The sequence below is a fragment of the Variovorax sp. Varisp85 genome (assembly GCF_047304045.1).
Taxonomy (GTDB): domain Bacteria; phylum Pseudomonadota; class Gammaproteobacteria; order Burkholderiales; family Burkholderiaceae_C; genus Variovorax.
In genome coordinates, this window is the sequence record NZ_JBGLYN010000063.1 from 1 (window position 1) to 17,770 (window position 17,770).

Here is a 17,770-nt window from a genome sequence, read left to right on the forward strand (position 1 = left end):
TTTTTTTTACTCCCGGGGGCCGCTGTCTTGGCGGGCGCCCCGGGCCGGGGGGGGGGGGGGGGGCCCGTGGGGGGGGGGGGGGGGCGGCCCCCCGCGCAGCGGGTCATAGGTGACGATGAGCGTGTCGCGGTCGAACATGGCGCTCTGGAAGCGCGCATAGGGGCACATGTACTTGCACACCTGCTCGCGCATGAAGCCGGCGTTGCCATAGGTCGCGAAGCCGTAGAAAAACACCCAGAACACCTCCCATGATCCCATCTGCGTCTGCAGGAAGGCCATGCCAAGTTCGCGAATGGGCGTGAAGTAGCCCACGAAGGTGAAGCCGGTCCACATCGCGATGCCGATCCACACGATGTGCTTGAACCATTTCTTCACCAGCTTCTCGAGCGACATCGGCTCGGCGTCCAGCCGCATGCGTGCGGTGCGGTTTCCCTCTATCCGGTGTTCCACCCACATGAATATCTCGGTGTAGACGGTTTGCGGACAGGCATAGCCGCACCACAGCCGCCCCGCCACGGCGGTGAACAGGAAGAGCGAGAGCGCGCTGATGACCAGCAGGCCCGAGAGGTAGATCAGGTCCTGCGGGTACAGCACCAGCCCGAAGACGTAGAAGCGCCGCGCGGCCAGGTCGAAGAGCACCATCTGGCGCTCGCCCCACTGCACCCATGGCAGGCCGTAGAAGACAAGCTGCGTGAGGAAGACCACGGCCCAGCGCCAGCGCGCGAACATGCCGTGCACGCTGCGGGGGTAGATTTTCTTCGAGGCCTCGTAGAGACCGACGCCTTCGCCGGGCCCTCCGGACTCGCCGGCTTCGCTGGCCACGGCGACGATGGGAATGATCTTGCGAGACATGAGGCAGCGGCTGCGGTGCCAGTCAGGGCGTGGCCGCCGGCGGGTTCGAGAAAGCCCACACGTACGAGGCGAGCAGCTTGATCTGCGCCTCGGTCAGGCGCCCTTCCTGCGCTGGCATCACGTTGTGCTTTCCCTCGTTGATCATCTGCACGATGGCCGCCTCGCCGTAGCCATGCAGCCAGATCTTGTCGTTCAGGCGGGGCGCGCCCAGGGCCTCGTTGCCCACGCCGCCGATGCCGTGGCAGGCCGCACAGGCGGTGAACTTCGGCTTGCCCAGCCCAGCCCGCAGCGAGTCGTGCGGCTCGCCCGACAGGCTCAGCACGTAGTTGGCGACGTTCTTCACGTCGTCCGGCGTGCCCACCGCCGCCGCCATGGGCGGCATCGTGCCGACCCGGCCCTTGGTGATGGTCTCGACAATCTTGTCGGGCGCACCGCCGTGCAGCCAGTCCTTGTCCGTGAGGTTCGGAAAGCCCTTGCTGCCGCGCGCGTCGGAGCCATGGCACTGCGCGCAGTTGTTCATGAACAGCCGCTCGCCGATGGCCCTGGCCTGCGGGTCTCGCGCAACCTCTTCCGCCGGCAGGGTCGCATACCTGTCGTACACCGGCGCCAGTTCGCGCGTGGCCCTGGCGACCTCGGTGTCGTACTCGGCGCGCGAGGTCCAGTCGGACTGCCCCTTGAAGCTGCCGAGTCCCGGAAAGATCGCCAGGTACGCCAGGCCGAACGCGATGGTCAGTACGAAGAGGCCCACCCACCACAGCGGCAGCGGGTTGTTGGCCTCGCGCAGATCCTCGTCCCACACGTGGCCCGTGGTGTTGTCCGCGTCGGCCGCTACGCGCTTGCGTGCCGTGAGCCACAACAGCAGCACGCAGCCGGCGATGCTCAGCAGCGAGAGCACCGCGACGTAGTCGGACCAGAAATGACTGATGAAGTCGCTCATCTCGGTTCTCCGTTCAGTCCTGCTCGAAAGGCAGGCGTGCGGCTTCCTCGAAGCCCTTCGCGTTGCGCCGTGCGCAGGCCCACGCGACGATGCCGATGAAGACGATGAAGCAGGCGACGGTGGCGCCGACGCGCAGGGTGGTGATGTCGATCATGTGTTCAGTCCTCGCTACTTGAGCGCCAGGCCCAGCGATTGCAGATAGGCCACGGTGGCCTCCATCTCGGTCTTGCCCTTCACCTCGTCTGAGGCCTTGGCGATCTCCTCGTCGGTGTAGGGCACGCCCACGCTGCGCAGCGCGCGCATGTGGCTGGGCAGTGCATCGGCGTCGATTGCACTCTTCTCCAGCCATGAATAGGCCGGCATGTTCGACTCGGGCACCAGGTCGCGCGGATTGTTCAGGTGGATGCGGTGCCACTCGTCGCTGTACTTTCCGCCCACGCGCTGCAGGTCGGGGCCGGTGCGCTTGCTGCCCCACTGGAACGGATGGTCGTAGACGAATTCGCCGGCCACCGAATAGTGGCCGTAGCGCAGCGTCTCCGAGCGGAAGGGCCGGATCATCTGCGAGTGGCAGTTGTAGCAGCCCTCGCGCAGGTAGACGTCGCGCCCGGCCAGCTGCAGTGGCGTGAGCGGCATCACGCCCTGCACCGCCTCGGTGGTCGACTTCTGGAAGAAGAGCGGCACGATCTCCACCAGGCCGCCCACGGCCACGACGAAGAGGATCAGCACAATCATCAGCAGGTTGTTGGTTTCGACCTTCTCGTGCGTGAAGCCGGTGGTCTTCGGTGTGTTCGGTGTGTTCGGATTCATCGTGCGTCCTCAGGCGTGGGCCATGGCGGCGGGCGGGATCTCGGCGCGCACCGAGCGGCCCGAGATGACAGTCATCCAGACGTTCCAGGCCATCACCAGCATCCCCGAGAGGTACAGCAGCCCGCCCAGCGCCCGCACCACGTAGAACGGGAAGGTCGCCTTCACGCTCTCCACGAAGGTGTAGGTGAGCGTGCCGTCGGGATTGATGGCGCGCCACATCAGGCCCTGCATCACGCCGGCGATCCACATGGCGGCGATGTACAGCACGATGCCGACGGTGGCGATCCAGAAGTGCGCCTCGATGGCCTTCACGCTGTACATGGTGGTGCGGCCGTACATGCGCGGGATCAGGTAGTACAGCGAGCCCATGGTGATGAAGCCCACCCAGCCCAGCGCCCCGGAGTGTACGTGGCCGATGGTCCAGTCGGTGTAGTGGCTCAGTGCGTTGACGGTCTTGATGGACATCATCGGCCCCTCGAAGGTCGACATGCCGTAGAACGACAGCGAGACGATCAGGAAACGCAGGATCGGGTCGGTGCGCAGCTTGTGCCAGGCGCCCGAGAGCGTCATCAGGCCGTTGATCATGCCGCCCCAGCTCGGCGCCAGCAGGATCAGCGAGAACACCATGCCCAGCGACTGCGTCCAGTCGGGCAGCGCGGTGTAGTGCAGGTGGTGCGGACCGGCCCACATGTAGGTGAAGATCAGCGCCCAGAAGTGCACGATCGAGAGCCGGTACGAATACACCGGCCGGCCCGCCTGCTTGGGGATGTAGTAGTACATCATTCCCAGGAAGCCGGCCGTGAGGAAGAAGCCCACCGCGTTGTGGCCGTACCACCACTGCACCATCGCGTCCTGCACGCCCGCGTAGGCCGAGTAGCTCTTCATCCAGCCGGCGGGCACCTCGGCGCTGTTGACGATGTGCAGCAGCGCCACCGCGATGATGAAGGCTCCGAAGAACCAGTTGGCCACGTAGATGTGGCGCACCTTGCGCATGCCGATGGTGCCGAAGAACACGATGGCGTAGGCCACCCAGACCACGGCGATCAGCAGGTCGATGGGCCATTCGAGTTCGGCGTATTCCTTGCCACTGGTGTAGCCCATGGGCAGGCTGATGGCGGCCGCCACGATGACCAGTTGCCAGCCCCAGAACACAAAGGACGCGAGCGCCGGCGCGAACAGCCGGACCTGGCAGGTGCGCTGCACCACGTGAAAGCTGGTGGCCATCAGGGCGCAGCCGCCGAATGCGAAGATCACCGCGTTGGTGTGCAGCGGGCGAAGCCGGCCGTAGCTCAGCCAGGGAATGCCGAGATTGAGCTCGGGCCAGGCCAGCTGCGACGCGATGACCACGCCGACCAGCATGCCGACCACTCCCCAGACCACCGACATGAGCGCGAACTGCCGCACGACGGTGTCGTCGTAGCTGGCCGCGGGTGGGTTCGTTGTTTGCATCGTGATGCCCTCGAATGATTTGCGGGCAGTGTCCCTGCGGGTCCGCCCGGTCGGGTTGATGCAGATCAATCGTTTCGCAGGATGCGGTCGCCTTCGACCTCGATGTCCTCGAACTGGCCGCGCTCGACGGCCCACCAAAGCCCGCCGAGGATGGCGAGCACCAGCACCACGGACAGCGGCACGAGGAGGAAGAGAATGTCCATCAGCCCACCGCCCTCTTCACGTCGGCACCCGGTGCGGCCAGCCGCGCCGCGTTCAGCACCACCACCAGCGAGCTCGCGGCCATACCCAGGCCGGCGAGCCACGCGGGCAGCCAGCCCGCCACCGCCAGCGGTACGCACAGCGCGTTGTAGGCCGCGGCCCAGAACAGGTTCTGCCGCACTACGCGCAGCGTGCGGCGAGCCTGCGCGATGGCCCTTGGCACAGCCGACAGCGCGCCGCCAGGCACCACGAAGTCGGCACGCGAGCGCGACAGCGGAACCGCATCGCCAAAGGCGAACGAGGCGTTGGCGCGCGCCAGGCTCGGGCCATCGTTGAGCCCGTCGCCGACCATGGCCACCTCGCGGCCCGCGGCTTGCAACTGCCAAAGCACTTCGAGCTTGTCTTCGGGCGTGCAGTCGCCCTGCGCCGCGGCAATGCCGGCATGCGCCGCAACGGCGCGCACCGCCGCGTCGCGGTCGCCCGACAGCAGGCGCACCGCGATGCCCTGTTCCTTGAGCGCCGCCACGGCTTCGGCGGCATCGGCGCGCAGTTCCTCCGCCAGGACGAAGCTCGCGAGCCAGCCCTGGTCGTCGCTCATGTGGATCTGCAGAGCATCGACCTGCAATGCGGGCACGTCGCAGAAGGCCGCGGCGCCGAGGCGCAGCGGATGCGCAGTGCGGTCGCTTCCGCTGCTGCGGACAACGTGGGCTTCGATGCCCTGCCCTGCCGTCTCCGCCAGGTGCAGCACCTTCCAGTCGGGCAGCGCGCGGAATTGGGCTTGCCATGCGCTGGCGAGCGCGCGCGCGGCCGGATGCAGCGACTGCGCCCCGAGCGCCGCGCCGATCTCCAGCGCATCGCCGGGCATCAGCCCGCGCCGGCAGTACACGCGCTCCAGCCGCGGCGTGCCGCCGGTGAGCGTGCCGGTCTTGTCGAACACCACCGTGTCGACGGAAGCCAGTGCTTCGAGCGCCTGCAGGTTCGAGGCCAGCACGCCGCCGCGCGCCAGCGCGCTCGCGCTCGCCAGCATGGCGGCCGGCGTGGCCAGCGACAGCGCGCAGGGGCAGGTAACGATCAGCACGGCCACGGCCACCATCAGCGCCCGTCCCGGGTCGATGTGCCACCACACCAGCGCGGCGGCCGCCGCAGCGGCCAGCACAGCCCAGAGGAAGGGCCGCGCCACGCGGTCGGCCAGTTGCGCGAGCCGCGGCTTGCCTAGGGCGGCTCCGTCCATCAGCCGCACGATCTGCGCGAAGCGCGTGCCCTCGCCCACCGACTCGATGCGCACCTGCACCAGGACCCCGAGGTTGTGGCTGCCCGCCAGCACGCGGCTGCCGCACGGACGAGGCACGGGACGAGACTCGCCTGTGAGCAGGGCCTCGTCGGCGCAGGTGTCGCCCTCGATCACCACGCCGTCGGCCGGAAAGGCCTCGCCCGGTCGTACGCGCACCACGTCTCCCACGGCAAGGCGCCGCACCGTCACGCGCACCCATCCACCATTGGCCTCCAGGCGCTCCACGCTGTCGGGCAGCCGGTGCATCAGCGCTTCGAGCGCGCCCGCCGTTCGGTTGCGCAGCCGCGCCTCGAGCCAGCGGCCGGTGAGCAGGAAGAAGACGAACATCGTCAGCGAATCGAAATAGACCTCGTGCCCCAGCGGCCCCGCGCGATCGAAGGTTGCCGCGCTGCTGACGGCGAAGGTGATCAGCACGCCGAAGGCCACGGGCAGGTCCATGCCGATGCGGCCGATGCGCAGGTCGCGCCATGCGCTTCGGAAGAAGGGTCCGCAGGAGAAGAGCACCACCGGCAGCGTCAGCACCCAGGAGGCCCAGCGCAGGAGTTGCGCCGCATCGGCGCTCATGTCGCCGGGGCGCGCGATGTAGGCCGGGTAGGCGTACATCATCACCTGCATCATGCACAGGCCCGAGACCAGCCAGCGCCACAGGGCCAGCCGCGATTCGCGCTCGCGCAGGGCACTCGCGGACCGGTCGCCGCCCGGCAGCAGCGCGTAGCCTGCCTTCGCGCAGGCCTCGAACCAGCGGGACGGCCGGGTCACGGCCGGCGACCACACGATGCGCGCGCGCCGGCTCGCCGCGTTGACCTGCACGTCGCTCACGCCGGGCACCTGGCGCAGCGCGGCCTCGACGGTGAAGGCGCAGGCCGCGCAGTGCATGCCCTCGACCACCACCTGTGATTCCCAGCAGCCGTCGGCCGCGTCCAGTGGGCGGCCGAAGCCGGGCCATTCGCCGGGGTCGTCCAGCACCTGCCATGCCTCGTCGACAGGGGAAGGAAGCGATGGGATCGGGGCGTACTGGGGGGCGAGCGCGGCATTCATCGGGCGAGGCTAAGGGCGGTGCCTCGCAAGCCGTTTGATCTGCGTCAAGCCCGCCGGCCCGGGTGTGCCTAACCTCGGCAGCACGCCTCCCGGAGATTCCCATGTTCAAACGCATCCTCGTCGCCACCGACGGGTCCGCTCTTTCCAGGAAGGCCGTCAAGAGCGCGATCGCGCTGGCGGCCCAGAACGACGCGGACCTGGTCGCGCTGACCGTCGTTCCCCGCTATCCGAAGAGCTTCTTCGAGGGGTCGATGTCGTTCTCGGCCGAAGACATCGGCCGCATCGAGAAGCAGTGGGCGGACAAGGCGCAGGCGACGCTCGACGCCGTTCGCGACCGGGCGCTGGCACAGGGCGTGCGCATCAGGACGGCCCAGGCCAGCTCCGACCTGGTCGCCGAATCGATCATCGCGGCCGCGAAGAAGAACAGGAGCGATCTCATCGTGATGGCGTCGCACGGGCGCAAGGGCATCAGGCGCCTCTTGCTGGGAAGTGAAACCCAGCAAGTCCTGACGCGCTCGCTGCTGCCGGTGCTGGTGTTGCGGTAGCAGGCCCCGTGCCGATCGGCGAGGAGCCGAAAAAAGCCCGGCATGCCGGGCTTTTTCTCGATCGATGCTGCCGCTAGGCGGCCCGCCGAATCCGCCGATGCGCAGGGGCGATGCTCGCGCTGCGCTGCGGCGAGAAGGTCCAGTTCTTGTTCTTCCGAACCACGGAAGCGACTCCGGCTTCGTCCGCGTCCACGAGGATCGTGCCCGGCAGCCGGTCCACCACCTTGGCGGCCTTGAGCGCGGATCAGGACGTGGCCACGTAGTCCGGATATTGCCGGCAGATCTCGTCCACCGCGCTGAGCGTGCCCGACAGGTGCCGGCGCAATGCCGCTTGCGCCGCCGCCGGGTCCCTTGCCTCGATGCCGCGCACGATGGCGCGGTGGTCGCGCAGGATCGCCTCGGTCTTGCCGGCGGTGGGCAGGTGCAGGCGGCGCAGCCTGTCGACGTGGCCCGAGACACGCCCTACCAGTTCCCACAGGCTGGCGACGCCGCCGGCCTCGTACATCAGGTGATGGAAGGCGCGGTCGGCGCCGACGAAATCGCCATAGCGCTGTGCCGTCGACAACGCCGCCTGCTGCGCGATGACGGCCTTCATCTGCTCGACCAGCCCCGCCGGCGGCTCCAGCGCGAGCTGGTGCACCAGCTCCAGCTCGATCGAGCGGCGCAGGAAATGCGCCTCCCGGGCCGCCGCGATGTCGATGCGGCTGACCAGCGTGGCGTGCTGCGGGAACACGTCCACCAGCCCTTCCTCGTTGAGCCGCAGCAGCGCTTCGCGCACCGGGGTCTGGCTCACGCCGAAGCGGTCGGCCAGTTCCTGCCGCGCCAGCACGGTACCCGGCACCAGGTCCAGCGAGAGGATGGCGTCGCGCAGCTTCTCCGTCACCTGCGGCGCGGCGAGGCGGGTGCGGTCGAGTCGAAATTTGGGAAGTGCACTCATCGGGCCGGATTGTGGCATTGACGTACTAATATATTAGTGTTTTAATCCCGCCGACCTTGCCCAGCCGCGCCTTGCGCCCACAGAGACAACCCCCATGAAACGCCACTACGAATCCCTGCGCAGCGCACGCTGGTTCGCACCCGACGACTTCCGTTCCTTCGGCCACCGCTCGCGCGTGCTGCAGATGGGCTACAGCCACGCCGACTGGATGGGCAAGCCGCTCATCGCCATCGTCAACACCTGGAGCGATGCCAACCAGTGCCACTCGCACTTCAAGCAGCGGGTGGAGGACGTCAAGCGCGGCATCCTGCAGGCCGGTGGCTTCCCGCTCGAGCTGCCGGCTATCTCGCTGTCGGAAAGCATGGTCAAGCCCACCACCATGCTCTATCGCAACTTCCTGGCCATGGAAACGGAAGAGCTGCTGCGCAGCCACCCGGTGGACGGCGCGGTGCTGATGGGCGGCTGCGACAAGACCACGCCCGGCCTCACGATGGGCGCGATCAGCATGGGCATTCCCTTCATCTACCTGCCCGCCGGCCCCATGCTGCGCGGCAACTGGAAGGGCAAGGTGCTGGGCTCGGGCTCCGACGCCTTCAAGTACTGGGACGAGCGCCGCGCCGGCCGGCTGAGCGACCAGGCCTGGGCGGAGATGGAAGCAGGCATCGCGCGCAGCCACGGCACCTGCATGACCATGGGCACCGCGGCCACCATGATGGGCATCGCCGAGGCCGTCGGACTGACCCTGCCGGGCGCCTCCAGCATTCCCGCGGCCGACGCCAACCACATCCGCATGAGCGCCGACTGCGGCCGCCGCATCGTCGACATGGTGTGGGAAGACTGGACGCCCGCGAAGATGCTCACGCGCGCCAGCTTCGAGAACGGCATCGCCTGCGCGATGGCCATGGGCTGCAGCACCAACGCCATCGTCCACCTGATCGCGATGTCACGCCGCGCCGGCCATGCAGTGAGCCTGGACGCCTTCGACGACTTCAGCCGCCGCGTGCCCGTCATCGCCAACATCCGCCCCAGCGGCGACGCCTACCTGATGGAAGACTTCTTCTACGCCGGCGGCCTGCCGGCGATGCTGGAGCGCATCCGCGGCCACCTGAAGACCGAGGCGCTGACGGTCAACGGCCGCACCCTCGGCGAGAACATCGCGGGCGCCGAGGTCTACAACGACGACGTCATCCGGCCGCTCGCCAACCCCATCTACGCCGAAGGCGCGCTGGCCGTGCTGCGCGGCAACCTCGCGCCCGACGGCGTCGTGATCAAGCCCAGCGCCTGCGCGCCGCACCTGCTGCGGCACACCGGCCGCGCACTGGTGTTCGACGACTATCCGTCGCTCAAGAAGGCGGTCGACGACCCCGAACTCGACGTGACGGCCGACGACATCCTGGTGCTGCGCAATGCCGGCCCGCGTGGCGCCGGCATGCCCGAGTGGGGCATGCTGCCGATTCCCACCAAGCTGCTCAGGCAGGGCGTGACAGACATGCTGCGCCTGTCCGACGCACGCATGAGCGGCACCAGCTACGGCGGCTGCCTGCTGCACTGCTCGCCCGAGGCGGCCATCGGCGGCCCGCTGGCACTGGTGAAGACCGGCGACCGCATCACCGTGGATGTGCCCGCACGGCGCATCCACCTCGACGTCGACGACGCGGAACTGGCTCGCCGCAGGGCCGCATGGACGCCGCCGCCGCCGCGCTACGAGCGCGGCTACGGCTGGATGTTCGGCCGCCACATCAAGCAGGCCAACGAAGGCTGCGACTTCGACTTCCTCGAAACCGGCTTCGGCAAGCCGGTGCCCGAGCCCGACATCTTCTGATCCGACTGCCCTCCCCCTTTTTTAATTTCGAGAACGGAGACAACACGTGAATCCCGCCACCCGCGACCTGCTCATGAAGGTGAGCACCGCCACCCTGTGCACCGCCCTGTTCAAGCGCGGCCTGCGCAACCAGTTCATCCAGGAGGTGCGACCGCTCGACGCCGGCTTGCCGAACATGGTGGGCGAAGCCTTCACGCTGCGCTACATGCCGGCGCGCGAAGACCTGAACCAGATCAGCGTTTTTCTCGACCGCGACCATCCGCAGCGCAAGGCGGTGGAGCAATGCCCCGAAGGCGCCGTGCTGGTGATCGACAGCCGAAAAGATGCGCGTGCCGCATCGGCCGGCGGCATTCTGGTCACGCGGCTGATGAAGCGTGGCGTGGCCGGCGTGGTCACGGACGGGGGCTTCCGCGACAGCCCCGACATTGCCAAGCTGGGCTTCCCGGCCTACCACCGCCGCCCGAGCGCGCCGACCAACCTCACGCTGCACCAGGCCATCGACATCAACGTGCCCATCGGCTGCGGCGACGCGCCGGTGTTCCCCGGCGACGTGATCGTGGGCGACGCGGAGGGCGTGATCGTCATTCCGGCCCACATGGCCGACGAGATCGCCGCCGAAGCGACCGAGATGACCGCCTTCGAGGACTTCGTGCAGGAAAAGGTGCTCGAAGGCCGCTCCATCCTCGGCCTGTATCCGCCCACCGAGGAACAAAGCCGCACCGACTTCGCGTCCTGGCGCAGCGCCCGCGGCCGCTGAAGCCCTTTCTCTTTCCCCAATTCCCGAGGAGACAAATCCATGAAATTCATCCGTGGCGCCGCGGCGCTGTTCCTGGCTGCGCTCGCCCCCGTGGCCACCTGGGCCCAGGCCTCCGATTGGCCGGCCGCCAAGCCGATCGTCTACGTCGTGCCCTTCACCGCCGGCGGATCCACCGATATCGTGGCGCGCACGCTGGCCCAGAAGCTGGGCGACAGCCTCAAGCAGTCGGTCGTGGTCGACAACAAGCCCGGCCAGGCCGGCGGCATCGGCGCGGCCTATGTCGCCAAGGCCAAGCCCGATGGCTACACGCTGCTTGGCGGCACCATCAGCACGCACGCCATCAACGCGAGCCTGTACAAGAACCTGCCCTACGACCCAATGAAGGACTTCGAGCCCGTCTCGCTGGTCGCGCGCCTGCCCAACGTGCTGATCGTCAACAGCCAGCTCGGCGTGAACTCGGTGGCCGAACTGGTGGCACTGCTGAAGAAAGACGAGAGCAAGCGCACCTTTGCCTCTTCCGGCGCCGGCACCTCCACCCACCTGGCCGGCGAAATGTTCGGCGACCTCATCGGCGTGAAGCTCACCCACGTGCCGTACAAGGGCACGCCGCCGGCCATGACCGACGTGGCCGCTGGGCTGGTGCCCTTCATGTTCGACCAGGTGACGGCCGCACTGCCGCTGGTGAAGAGCGGCAAGCTCAAGCTGCTGGCCGTGACCACGGGCAAGCGCATCGCCCTGACGCCCGAGTTGCCGACCATGATCGAATCGGGCATTCCCGGCTTCGAGATGTCGTCGTGGCAGGCCGTGTACGCACCCAAGGGCACGCCCAAGCCGATCGTCCAGCGCCTGAATGCCGAAATCGTCAAGGCGCTCAAGCAGCCCGATGTGCAGGCCCGGCTCTCGGACCAGTTGGCGATGGAGATCGTGGGAAGTACGCCGGAAGAACTGCGTGATCACATGGCCAGGGAGATTCCGCGCTGGGCCGCACTGGTGAAGAAATCGGGCGCCGTGGCCGACTGACAGACCCCCTTCCCTCCCCCTCGTGGCGGCCTGCAGCCATGAGCGGGTAGCGCGCGAGGCACTCGCGCACGCCGAGCTGGGCGGGCTCACGCTGGGTACCCGGTTGTGCGCGTAGCTGCGCTCACGCAGGTAGTCCGGGTCCTACGGCGTGCCCATCGCCGTCGAACTGGACTTTGCCACCTCTCAGGGCCACTATCAGTCCGTGGCAAGGAGAAGCAAGTTGCAACGTCCTCTGACACCCTTTGGCGCACCTGTTGCGCCCGTGCCGCGAATCGCGCCGGGAAAAAGGTTCACACACACGTTTGATGTGATAAATTCACATTTATAACAATGTGAAACATTTCTAAACGCATCACGATGAACGAGCCTTCGCACGCGCGCAAAACCGGCGGTTTCACCCTGATCGAATTGATGATCACGGTGGCGATCGTGGCCATCCTGGCGGCCATCGCGCTGCCCAGCTACCAGCAGTACGTCATCCGCTCGAAGCGATCGGCGGCACAGGCGCAGATGATGGATATCGCCAACCGGCAGCAGCAGTTCCTGCTGGCGAACCGCAACTATGCCGACAAGGCCGCGCTGACAGCCAGCGGATACGCATTGCCGGCCGAGGTCAGCAGCAACTACAGCTACGACATCACTCTGTCTACAACCGGTGTCCCCGGGTACACGCTGACGCTGACACCGCTCGGCAGCCAGTCGGGCGACGGCGCGCTCACTCTCAACAGCGAAGGCGTGAAGACGCCGCTTGCGAAATGGTGAGAGGCGCCCGCGGCACCCGTCAGGCGCGCAACCAGCGTGGCGTGAGCTTGCTGGAGGTGATGGTCGCCGTCGTCGTGGTGGCCTTCGGGCTGTTCGGCCTCGTGGGACTGCAGGCTCGGCTGCAGGCGTCGGAGATGGAGTCGTACCAGCGCTCGCAGGCACTGGTCATGCTGAACGACATGGCCAACCGCATCGCGATCAATCGCCGGATGGCCTCGAGCTACGTCACCAGTACCCCGCTGGGCAGCGGCAGCACGTGCCCCGCAGCCACCGGCACACGCCAGCAGGTAGACACCGCCGAATGGTGCAACGCGCTGCAGGGCGCGGCCGAAACCTCGGGGAGCAGCAAGCTCGGCACGGTGATCGGCGGGCGCGGCTGCGTGCAGGACATGGGCAACAACGAGTACCTCGTCACCGTCGCATGGCAGGGCCTGGTGCCGATCTCCGCCCCATCCGCCGGCGTGGGCTGCGGCAAGGACCTGTACGACGCCACCGGCACACGCTGCGTGAACGACCTGTGCCGCAGGACGGTCACCACGCTCGTACGCATCGGAGCCCTTTCATGACGGCCACCGCGTCGCGCCATCGGCAGCGCGGGCTGACGCTGATCGAACTGATGGTGTCGATCACCATCATGCTCATCGTGATGGCAGCCCTGCTCGCGCTGTTCCTCAACGTGAGCGGCACCCAGCGCGAAATGGAACGCGTGAATCGCCAGATCGAAAGCGGGCGGCTCAGCATCTTTGTCCTGGAGAACGAGCTCTCTCACGCCGGGTTCTGGGAAAACTACATGCCCCAGTTCGACGATCTCACGGTCAATGGCGTGCCGGAGCACGTGCCCACCGGCACGCCGCCCGACCCCTGCCTGCCCTACTCCCTGGTCAACTGGACCGACGACTACAAGCGCAAGTTGCTCGATCTGCCGGTGCAGAGCTACGAAACCGTGCCCGCCACCTGCACCGACCTGCTGAAGAACAAGAAGGCCAACACCGACGTCCTGGTGGTGCGGCACGCCGAGACCTGCCTGCCCGGCACGCCCAACTGCGAGGCGGACATCGCCGGCAACCTGTACTTCCAGTCCTCGCTGTGCGGCACGCAGAAGCCCTCGTCGTTCGACCTGTCCACCAGCGGCTTCGGCAACATGTTCATGAAGAACTGCACGACGCCTTCGCCCAAGCGCAAGTTCGTTGCCGACATTTACTACGTGCGCGACTATGCCGAGACAGTGGGCGACGGCGTACCGACGCTGGCGCGCTCGCGTTTCGACTTGGCGGCCGGCGTCCTGGCGCAGCAGCCGCCGGTCCCTCTGATGGAGGGTGTCGAGGGGTTCAGGGTGGAGTTCGGCCTGGACACGATCGGCAAGACCAGCGCCGCCGTGAACTACGCCGCAGCGATCAACTGGGCCGACGCCACCGACCGGATGACCCCTTCCAACCGCGGCGACGGCAGCCCCGATGGCAGTTTCGTGCACTGCAGCGTCGCCGCGCCCTGCACTGCCGACCAACTGGTGAACGTGGTGGCGGTCAAGCTCTATGTGCTCGCGCGCAGCACCGAGGTTTCGCCGGGCCACACCGACACGCGCACCTACAACCTGGGCTCCACCACCCTGGGCCCGTTCAACGACCACTACAAGCGCCACGCGTTCTCCACCACCGTGCGGCTGACCAACGTGACCGGTCGAAGGGAGACGCCATGACCCATACACCGGCCATGCGCCGCCAGCAGGGCGCGGCTCTGCTCATCGGGATGATCATGCTGCTGCTGATCACCCTCACGGTTACCGCGGCGTTCAATCTCAGCAGTTCCGACCTCAAGTCGGTTGGTAACCTGCAGACTCGCAACGAAGCCGTTGCCGCAGCCAACCGCGCCATCGAGGAAGTTGCCAGCAGCCTGCTGGCGCCGGACTCCGACGGCACCCCCTCGCTGACGACGCCCCAGGCTACCGCGAGCCTGGTCGACATCAACAACGACGGCAACCCCGACTACACGGTCTCGGTTGCCCCTCCGGTGTGCGTGCGCGCAACCAAGGCCGTCGACAGCGGCGGCGGCACGGTGACCGGGCCCAGCGGCATCACCGGCGGGGCCTCCAGCAGCGGCTCGGGGCTCTCCACCCTGCCAGATCAATACAACTCGGTCTGGGACATCAGCACCACCGTGACCGACGCCGCCGGCACCCCCATCACCGCCGTGCGCCAAGGAGTGCGAGCGCTGCTCAACAAGGCGCAGTTCGACGCGCTGTGCAATACGACCGGGCCGACACCATGATGACAAAGAAATTCTTCGCGCCGCTGTGCGCCGCCGCCCTGCTGGCCTTGCCTTTGAGCCAGGCGCAAGCCGAGGACATCGACCTTTTCGTGGGCTACAACCAGGCCGCCACCCAGGCGCCCAATGTGTTGTTCGTGCTGGACAACACGGCCAACTGGAATCAGCCGTTCACGGCCGAGATCACTGCACTCGCCAAGGCCTTCGAGAGCTTGCCGTCCAACAAATTCAAGGTCGGCTTGATGATGTTCACCGAGACCGGCGGCGGCAACTCCAACTCCGACGGCGGCTACGTGCGCGCTGCGGTGCGCACGCTGGACGACGGCACCAAGGTCACGTACGGCGCACTCATCCGCAGCCTGGACAAGCTCGCCGACAAGTCCAACGGAGGCAAGGCCGGCAAGACCATGGCCGAGGTCTACCGCTACCTTGCCAGCAGCACCCCAATCGCCGGCAACAACAAGCTGAAGGCCGACTACAGCGGCAGCGTCTACGGCACACCCGCATCGAAGGCCATCTACGCGCTGCCGCGCAACGCGTTGAACGCGGTGAACAGCACCACCTACGTGGGCCCCAGCACCGAAAACTGCATCGGCACGTACGTCATCTACATCAGCAACGGCGCCGCGCAAGACAACACCAGCGACAGCCAGGCCTCCACGAGCGCCCTGCTCGCCGCGGGCGGCAGCACCACCCCCATCGTGCTGAGCCCCAGCGGCTCGCAGGACAACACCGCCGACGAATGGGCGCGATTCCTGCAAAGCAGCATGGGCGTCAAGGTCTACACAGTCGAAGCCGCCAAGGCCACCGGCGGCCAGGGCCCCGGCTGGAGCGCGCTGCTCAAGAGCATGGCCACCCAGAGCAAGGGGGAGTACTACGACATTTCGTCCGATCCCGACCTGGGGGCTTCGCTGGGTGCGGCGCTCGACGACATCTTCAGCAAGATCCAGTCGGTCAACAGCGTGTTTTCTTCGGTGAGCCTGCCGGTGAGCGTGAACACGCAGGGCACCTACCTGAACCAGGTGTTCGTCGGCATGTTCCGCCCTGACCAGGACGCGCTGCCGCGCTGGAACGGCAACCTCAAGCAATACAAGCTGGGCCTGGACAGCAGCAGCCAGCTCGTCCTGCAGGACGCCGCCGGCGCCAACGCGGTGAACAACCAGACCGGCTTCATAGGGCCCTGTGTGCGCAGCTTCTGGACACCACAGCCGAGTGACACGGACACTTACTGGAGCTTCCGCCCCGCTGGCGACTGCATCGTCAACGGGACGCTCGTCAAACAGGCGGCCGACAGCCCGGACGGTAATGTGGTCGAGAAAGGCGCACAGGGCTACATGCTGCGCCGCCTCGCGGTGGCCAACCGCAACATGAAGACCTGCGCACCCGGCTCATGCACCGCGCTCACCAGCTTCGCCGATGGCAACGGCAGCATCACCCAGGCGGCCCTGGGCGTTGCGAGCGCCACCGACCGCACCAACCTGATCAACTGGGTCCGCGGCGCCGACAACAAGGGTGACGAACGCACCGACGCCAGCGGCAACCCTCTCACCTCCACCAGCATGCGCCCCTCGGTGCACGGCGACGTGGTGCACTCGCGCCCTGTGGCCATCAACTACGGCACCGATGCTGTGCCTCAGGTGGTGGTTTTCTACGGCGGCAACGACGGCGTGCTGCGCGCCGTCAACGGCAATCGCGACACGGCCATCGGTTCGGCGGCGGCGGGCGACGAGCTGTGGTCGTTCGTGCCGCCCGAGTTCTACGGCAGCCTCAAGCGGCTATACGACAACAGCACGCGCATCAACTTTCCGAACTTGCCCGTCACCACCAGCAGCCTGGCGCCCAAGCCCTACGGCATGGACGGCGCGGTAGCTGCCTACCGGCAGGGCACCACCGCCTGGCTGTTCGCGAGCATGCGCCGTGGCGGCCGGTACATCTACGCCTTCGACGTGTCCGATCCTGCGGCGCCCAGCTTCAAGTGGCGCAAGGGCTGCCCGAACCAGGACAACGACACCGGCTGCGACACAGGCATGAGCGGCATCGGCCAGACCTGGTCGGCGCCCAAGGTCGTCAAGTCGGCCGGCTACGGCGCCGGCAACAGCCCGATGCTGGTGTTCGGCGGCGGCTACGACAAGTGCGAAGACGTCGACACCAACTCGGCCGCCCAGGCTTGCGGCACGGGCACCAAGGGCAACCGCGTCTATGTGCTCGATGCTGCCACCGGCGCGCAGCTCAACAGCTTCGTCACCGACCGCGCGGTGGCGGGCGAAGTCACCATCGTCAGCGACAGCCTTGGCTTGGCACAGATCGCCTACGCGGCCGACCTGGGCGGTAATGTCTACAGGATCACCATCGGCGACGCGACGCCGGGAAGCTGGAGCATGACGAAGATCGCCTCGCTCGGCTGCGATACGGTGAGCACCTGCACGCCGAACCGCAAGTTCATGTTCGGGCCGGACGTGGTCCAGGACAACGGTGTGTACGTGATCCTGCTGGGCTCCGGCGATCGCGAGAAGCCGCTGCGCTACTACAGCGCCGCGCTCAGCGTGGCCAACCGCTTCTACATGCTGGTGGACAAGCCCTCCGACACCGCCTGGCTGAGTTCCGAATCGACAAAATGCAGTAGCACCCCCGTGCTGTGCCATGCCTCCCTGCAGGCCATCACCAGCACGGCAACGCCCACAGCCACCGACCTTGCGAGCAAGAAGGGCTGGTACCTGGCCCTCGCACCCGGCGAGCAGGTGGTGACCGCGTCGGTGACGGCCTACGGCATCACAACCTTCAACACCCACATTCCCACAACGCCGAACACACAGTCCTGCAAAGCCGACCTCGGCACGGCGAATGTCTACAACGTGTCGTATGCCAATGCCGCGCCACCCGACGGCAGCACCGGCCGGTTCCAGAACGTGGTGGGCGGCGGCCTGGCCCCCTCGCCCGTGGTGGGCCGGGTCCAGCTGGACGACGGCAGCATCCGCGACGTGGTGATCGGCGCCAGGCCCGACTCCTTCCTGAGCCCCAAGAGCGCCACCCCGAAGTCGGCGTTCAAGCAGCCCAAGGGCCGGGTCTACTGGTTCATCCAGAAATAGGCGG

At 67.2% G+C, this 17,770-nt stretch carries 16 protein-coding genes and 1 pseudogene; 9 read left to right on the forward strand and 8 right to left on the reverse strand.

Annotation, left to right across the window (positions count from 1 at the left end; translation table 11 throughout):
* Window positions 1-18 precede the first annotated feature (18 nt).
* The 7 genes and pseudogenes from ACCC97_RS21765 to ACCC97_RS21795 all read right to left on the reverse strand — a co-directional run.
* A pseudogene (locus ACCC97_RS21765) lies at window positions 19-852 on the reverse strand (4Fe-4S dicluster domain-containing protein); the annotation flags it as partial.
* Window positions 853-874: 22 nt separating this feature from the next.
* Window positions 875-1,789 (reverse strand): cytochrome-c oxidase, cbb3-type subunit III, encoded by a 915-nt coding sequence (gene ccoP, locus ACCC97_RS21770; RefSeq protein ID WP_007832038.1) that lies wholly within the window; start codon window positions 1,787-1,789, stop codon window positions 875-877.
* 13 nt (window positions 1,790-1,802) lie between these two features.
* On the reverse strand, window positions 1,803-1,943 hold the full coding sequence (locus tag ACCC97_RS21775; protein WP_007832039.1) for a cbb3-type cytochrome oxidase subunit 3: 141 nt from the start codon (window positions 1,941-1,943) through the stop codon (window positions 1,803-1,805).
* A 14-nt stretch (window positions 1,944-1,957) separates the two neighbouring features.
* The gene (gene ccoO, locus ACCC97_RS21780) at window positions 1,958-2,596 is read right to left on the reverse strand and encodes a cytochrome-c oxidase, cbb3-type subunit II (RefSeq protein WP_007832040.1); all 639 of its coding nucleotides are present in this window, start codon (window positions 2,594-2,596) and stop codon (window positions 1,958-1,960) included.
* A gap of 9 nt (window positions 2,597-2,605) precedes the next feature.
* Window positions 2,606-4,045: a cytochrome-c oxidase, cbb3-type subunit I gene (gene ccoN / locus ACCC97_RS21785; RefSeq protein ID WP_007832041.1), complete on the reverse strand. Its 1,440-nt coding sequence runs from the start codon at window positions 4,043-4,045 to the stop codon at window positions 2,606-2,608.
* 65 nt (window positions 4,046-4,110) lie between these two features.
* Window positions 4,111-4,248, reverse strand: a complete 138-nt coding sequence (gene ccoS / locus ACCC97_RS21790; RefSeq protein ID WP_007832042.1) for a cbb3-type cytochrome oxidase assembly protein CcoS — start codon at window positions 4,246-4,248, stop codon at window positions 4,111-4,113.
* Window positions 4,248-6,575, reverse strand: coding sequence for a heavy metal translocating P-type ATPase (locus ACCC97_RS21795; RefSeq protein ID WP_413334978.1), 2,328 nt, complete (start codon window positions 6,573-6,575; stop codon window positions 4,248-4,250). Before ACCC97_RS21795 ends, ccoS begins: the two co-directional genes overlap by 1 nt.
* A 101-nt stretch (window positions 6,576-6,676) precedes the next feature.
* On the opposite strand from ACCC97_RS21795, the gene ACCC97_RS21800 reads away from it, so the two are divergent.
* Entirely contained in the window at window positions 6,677-7,120 is a 444-nt protein-coding gene (locus ACCC97_RS21800; protein WP_413334980.1) for a universal stress protein, read from the forward strand.
* Between the two features lie 244 nt (window positions 7,121-7,364).
* Here ACCC97_RS21800 and ACCC97_RS21805 read toward each other — a convergent pair whose 3' ends face one another.
* Window positions 7,365-8,057 carry a GntR family transcriptional regulator gene (locus ACCC97_RS21805; RefSeq protein WP_007832047.1) on the reverse strand — a complete coding sequence of 231 codons (693 nt, stop codon included), beginning with the start codon at window positions 8,055-8,057 and terminating at the stop codon, window positions 7,365-7,367.
* Window positions 8,058-8,151: 94 nt separating this feature from the next.
* Here ACCC97_RS21805 and araD point away from each other — a divergent pair, with 94 nt between their 5' ends.
* The 8 genes from araD to ACCC97_RS21845 all read left to right on the forward strand — a co-directional run bounded on the left by araD (window position 8,152) and on the right by ACCC97_RS21845 (window position 17,766).
* Window positions 8,152-9,879, forward strand: coding sequence for an L-arabinonate dehydratase (gene araD / locus ACCC97_RS21810; protein WP_413334982.1), 1,728 nt, complete (start codon window positions 8,152-8,154; stop codon window positions 9,877-9,879).
* Between the two features lie 46 nt (window positions 9,880-9,925).
* Window positions 9,926-10,636, forward strand: a complete 711-nt coding sequence (locus ACCC97_RS21815) for a ribonuclease activity regulator RraA (protein WP_007832051.1) — start codon at window positions 9,926-9,928, stop codon at window positions 10,634-10,636.
* Window positions 10,637-10,675: 39 nt separating this feature from the next.
* Window positions 10,676-11,656, forward strand: coding sequence for a Bug family tripartite tricarboxylate transporter substrate binding protein (locus ACCC97_RS21820; protein WP_007832053.1), 981 nt, complete (start codon window positions 10,676-10,678; stop codon window positions 11,654-11,656).
* A 357-nt stretch (window positions 11,657-12,013) separates the two neighbouring features.
* Window positions 12,014-12,418: a type IV pilin protein gene (locus tag ACCC97_RS21825; protein WP_056597027.1), complete on the forward strand. Its 405-nt coding sequence runs from the start codon at window positions 12,014-12,016 to the stop codon at window positions 12,416-12,418.
* The gene (locus ACCC97_RS21830) at window positions 12,412-12,984 is read left to right on the forward strand and encodes a type IV pilus modification PilV family protein (protein ID WP_413334985.1); all 573 of its coding nucleotides are present in this window, start codon (window positions 12,412-12,414) and stop codon (window positions 12,982-12,984) included. Before ACCC97_RS21825 ends, ACCC97_RS21830 begins: the two co-directional genes overlap by 7 nt.
* Complete coding sequence (locus ACCC97_RS21835; RefSeq protein WP_413334986.1) at window positions 12,981-14,114, forward strand: PilW family protein; 1,134 nt, start codon at window positions 12,981-12,983, stop codon at window positions 14,112-14,114. The genes ACCC97_RS21830 and ACCC97_RS21835 overlap by 4 nt, the downstream gene beginning before the upstream one ends.
* Complete coding sequence (locus ACCC97_RS21840; protein ID WP_413334988.1) at window positions 14,111-14,683, forward strand: hypothetical protein; 573 nt, start codon at window positions 14,111-14,113, stop codon at window positions 14,681-14,683. The genes ACCC97_RS21835 and ACCC97_RS21840 overlap by 4 nt, the downstream gene beginning before the upstream one ends.
* Entirely contained in the window at window positions 14,680-17,766 is a 3,087-nt protein-coding gene (locus ACCC97_RS21845; RefSeq protein ID WP_413334989.1) for a pilus assembly protein, read from the forward strand. Before ACCC97_RS21840 ends, ACCC97_RS21845 begins: the two co-directional genes overlap by 4 nt.
* Window positions 17,767-17,770 lie beyond the last annotated feature (4 nt).

Coding starts and splice junctions, on each gene's coding strand:
- araD (WP_413334982.1), top strand. CDS start 8,152: ATGAAACGCCACTACGAATCCCTGCGCAGCGCACGCTGGTTCGCACCC.
- ACCC97_RS21845 (WP_413334989.1), top strand. CDS start 14,680: ATGATGACAAAGAAATTCTTCGCGCCGCTGTGCGCCGCCGCCCTGCTG.
- ACCC97_RS21830 (WP_413334985.1), top strand. CDS start 12,412: ATGGTGAGAGGCGCCCGCGGCACCCGTCAGGCGCGCAACCAGCGTGGC.
- ccoN (WP_007832041.1), bottom strand. CDS start 4,045: ATGCAAACAACGAACCCACCCGCGGCCAGCTACGACGACACCGTCGTG.
- ccoP (WP_007832038.1), bottom strand. CDS start 1,789: ATGAGCGACTTCATCAGTCATTTCTGGTCCGACTACGTCGCGGTGCTC.
- ACCC97_RS21795 (WP_413334978.1), bottom strand. CDS start 6,575: ATGAATGCCGCGCTCGCCCCCCAGTACGCCCCGATCCCATCGCTTCCT.
- ACCC97_RS21840 (WP_413334988.1), top strand. CDS start 14,111: ATGACCCATACACCGGCCATGCGCCGCCAGCAGGGCGCGGCTCTGCTC.
- ACCC97_RS21775 (WP_007832039.1), bottom strand. CDS start 1,943: ATGATCGACATCACCACCCTGCGCGTCGGCGCCACCGTCGCCTGCTTC.
- ACCC97_RS21805 (WP_007832047.1), bottom strand. CDS start 8,057: ATGAGTGCACTTCCCAAATTTCGACTCGACCGCACCCGCCTCGCCGCG.
- ACCC97_RS21835 (WP_413334986.1), top strand. CDS start 12,981: ATGACGGCCACCGCGTCGCGCCATCGGCAGCGCGGGCTGACGCTGATC.
- ACCC97_RS21820 (WP_007832053.1), top strand. CDS start 10,676: ATGAAATTCATCCGTGGCGCCGCGGCGCTGTTCCTGGCTGCGCTCGCC.
- ccoO (WP_007832040.1), bottom strand. CDS start 2,596: ATGAATCCGAACACACCGAACACACCGAAGACCACCGGCTTCACGCAC.
- ACCC97_RS21825 (WP_056597027.1), top strand. CDS start 12,014: ATGAACGAGCCTTCGCACGCGCGCAAAACCGGCGGTTTCACCCTGATC.
- ACCC97_RS21800 (WP_413334980.1), top strand. CDS start 6,677: ATGTTCAAACGCATCCTCGTCGCCACCGACGGGTCCGCTCTTTCCAGG.
- ccoS (WP_007832042.1), bottom strand. CDS start 4,248: ATGGACATTCTCTTCCTCCTCGTGCCGCTGTCCGTGGTGCTGGTGCTC.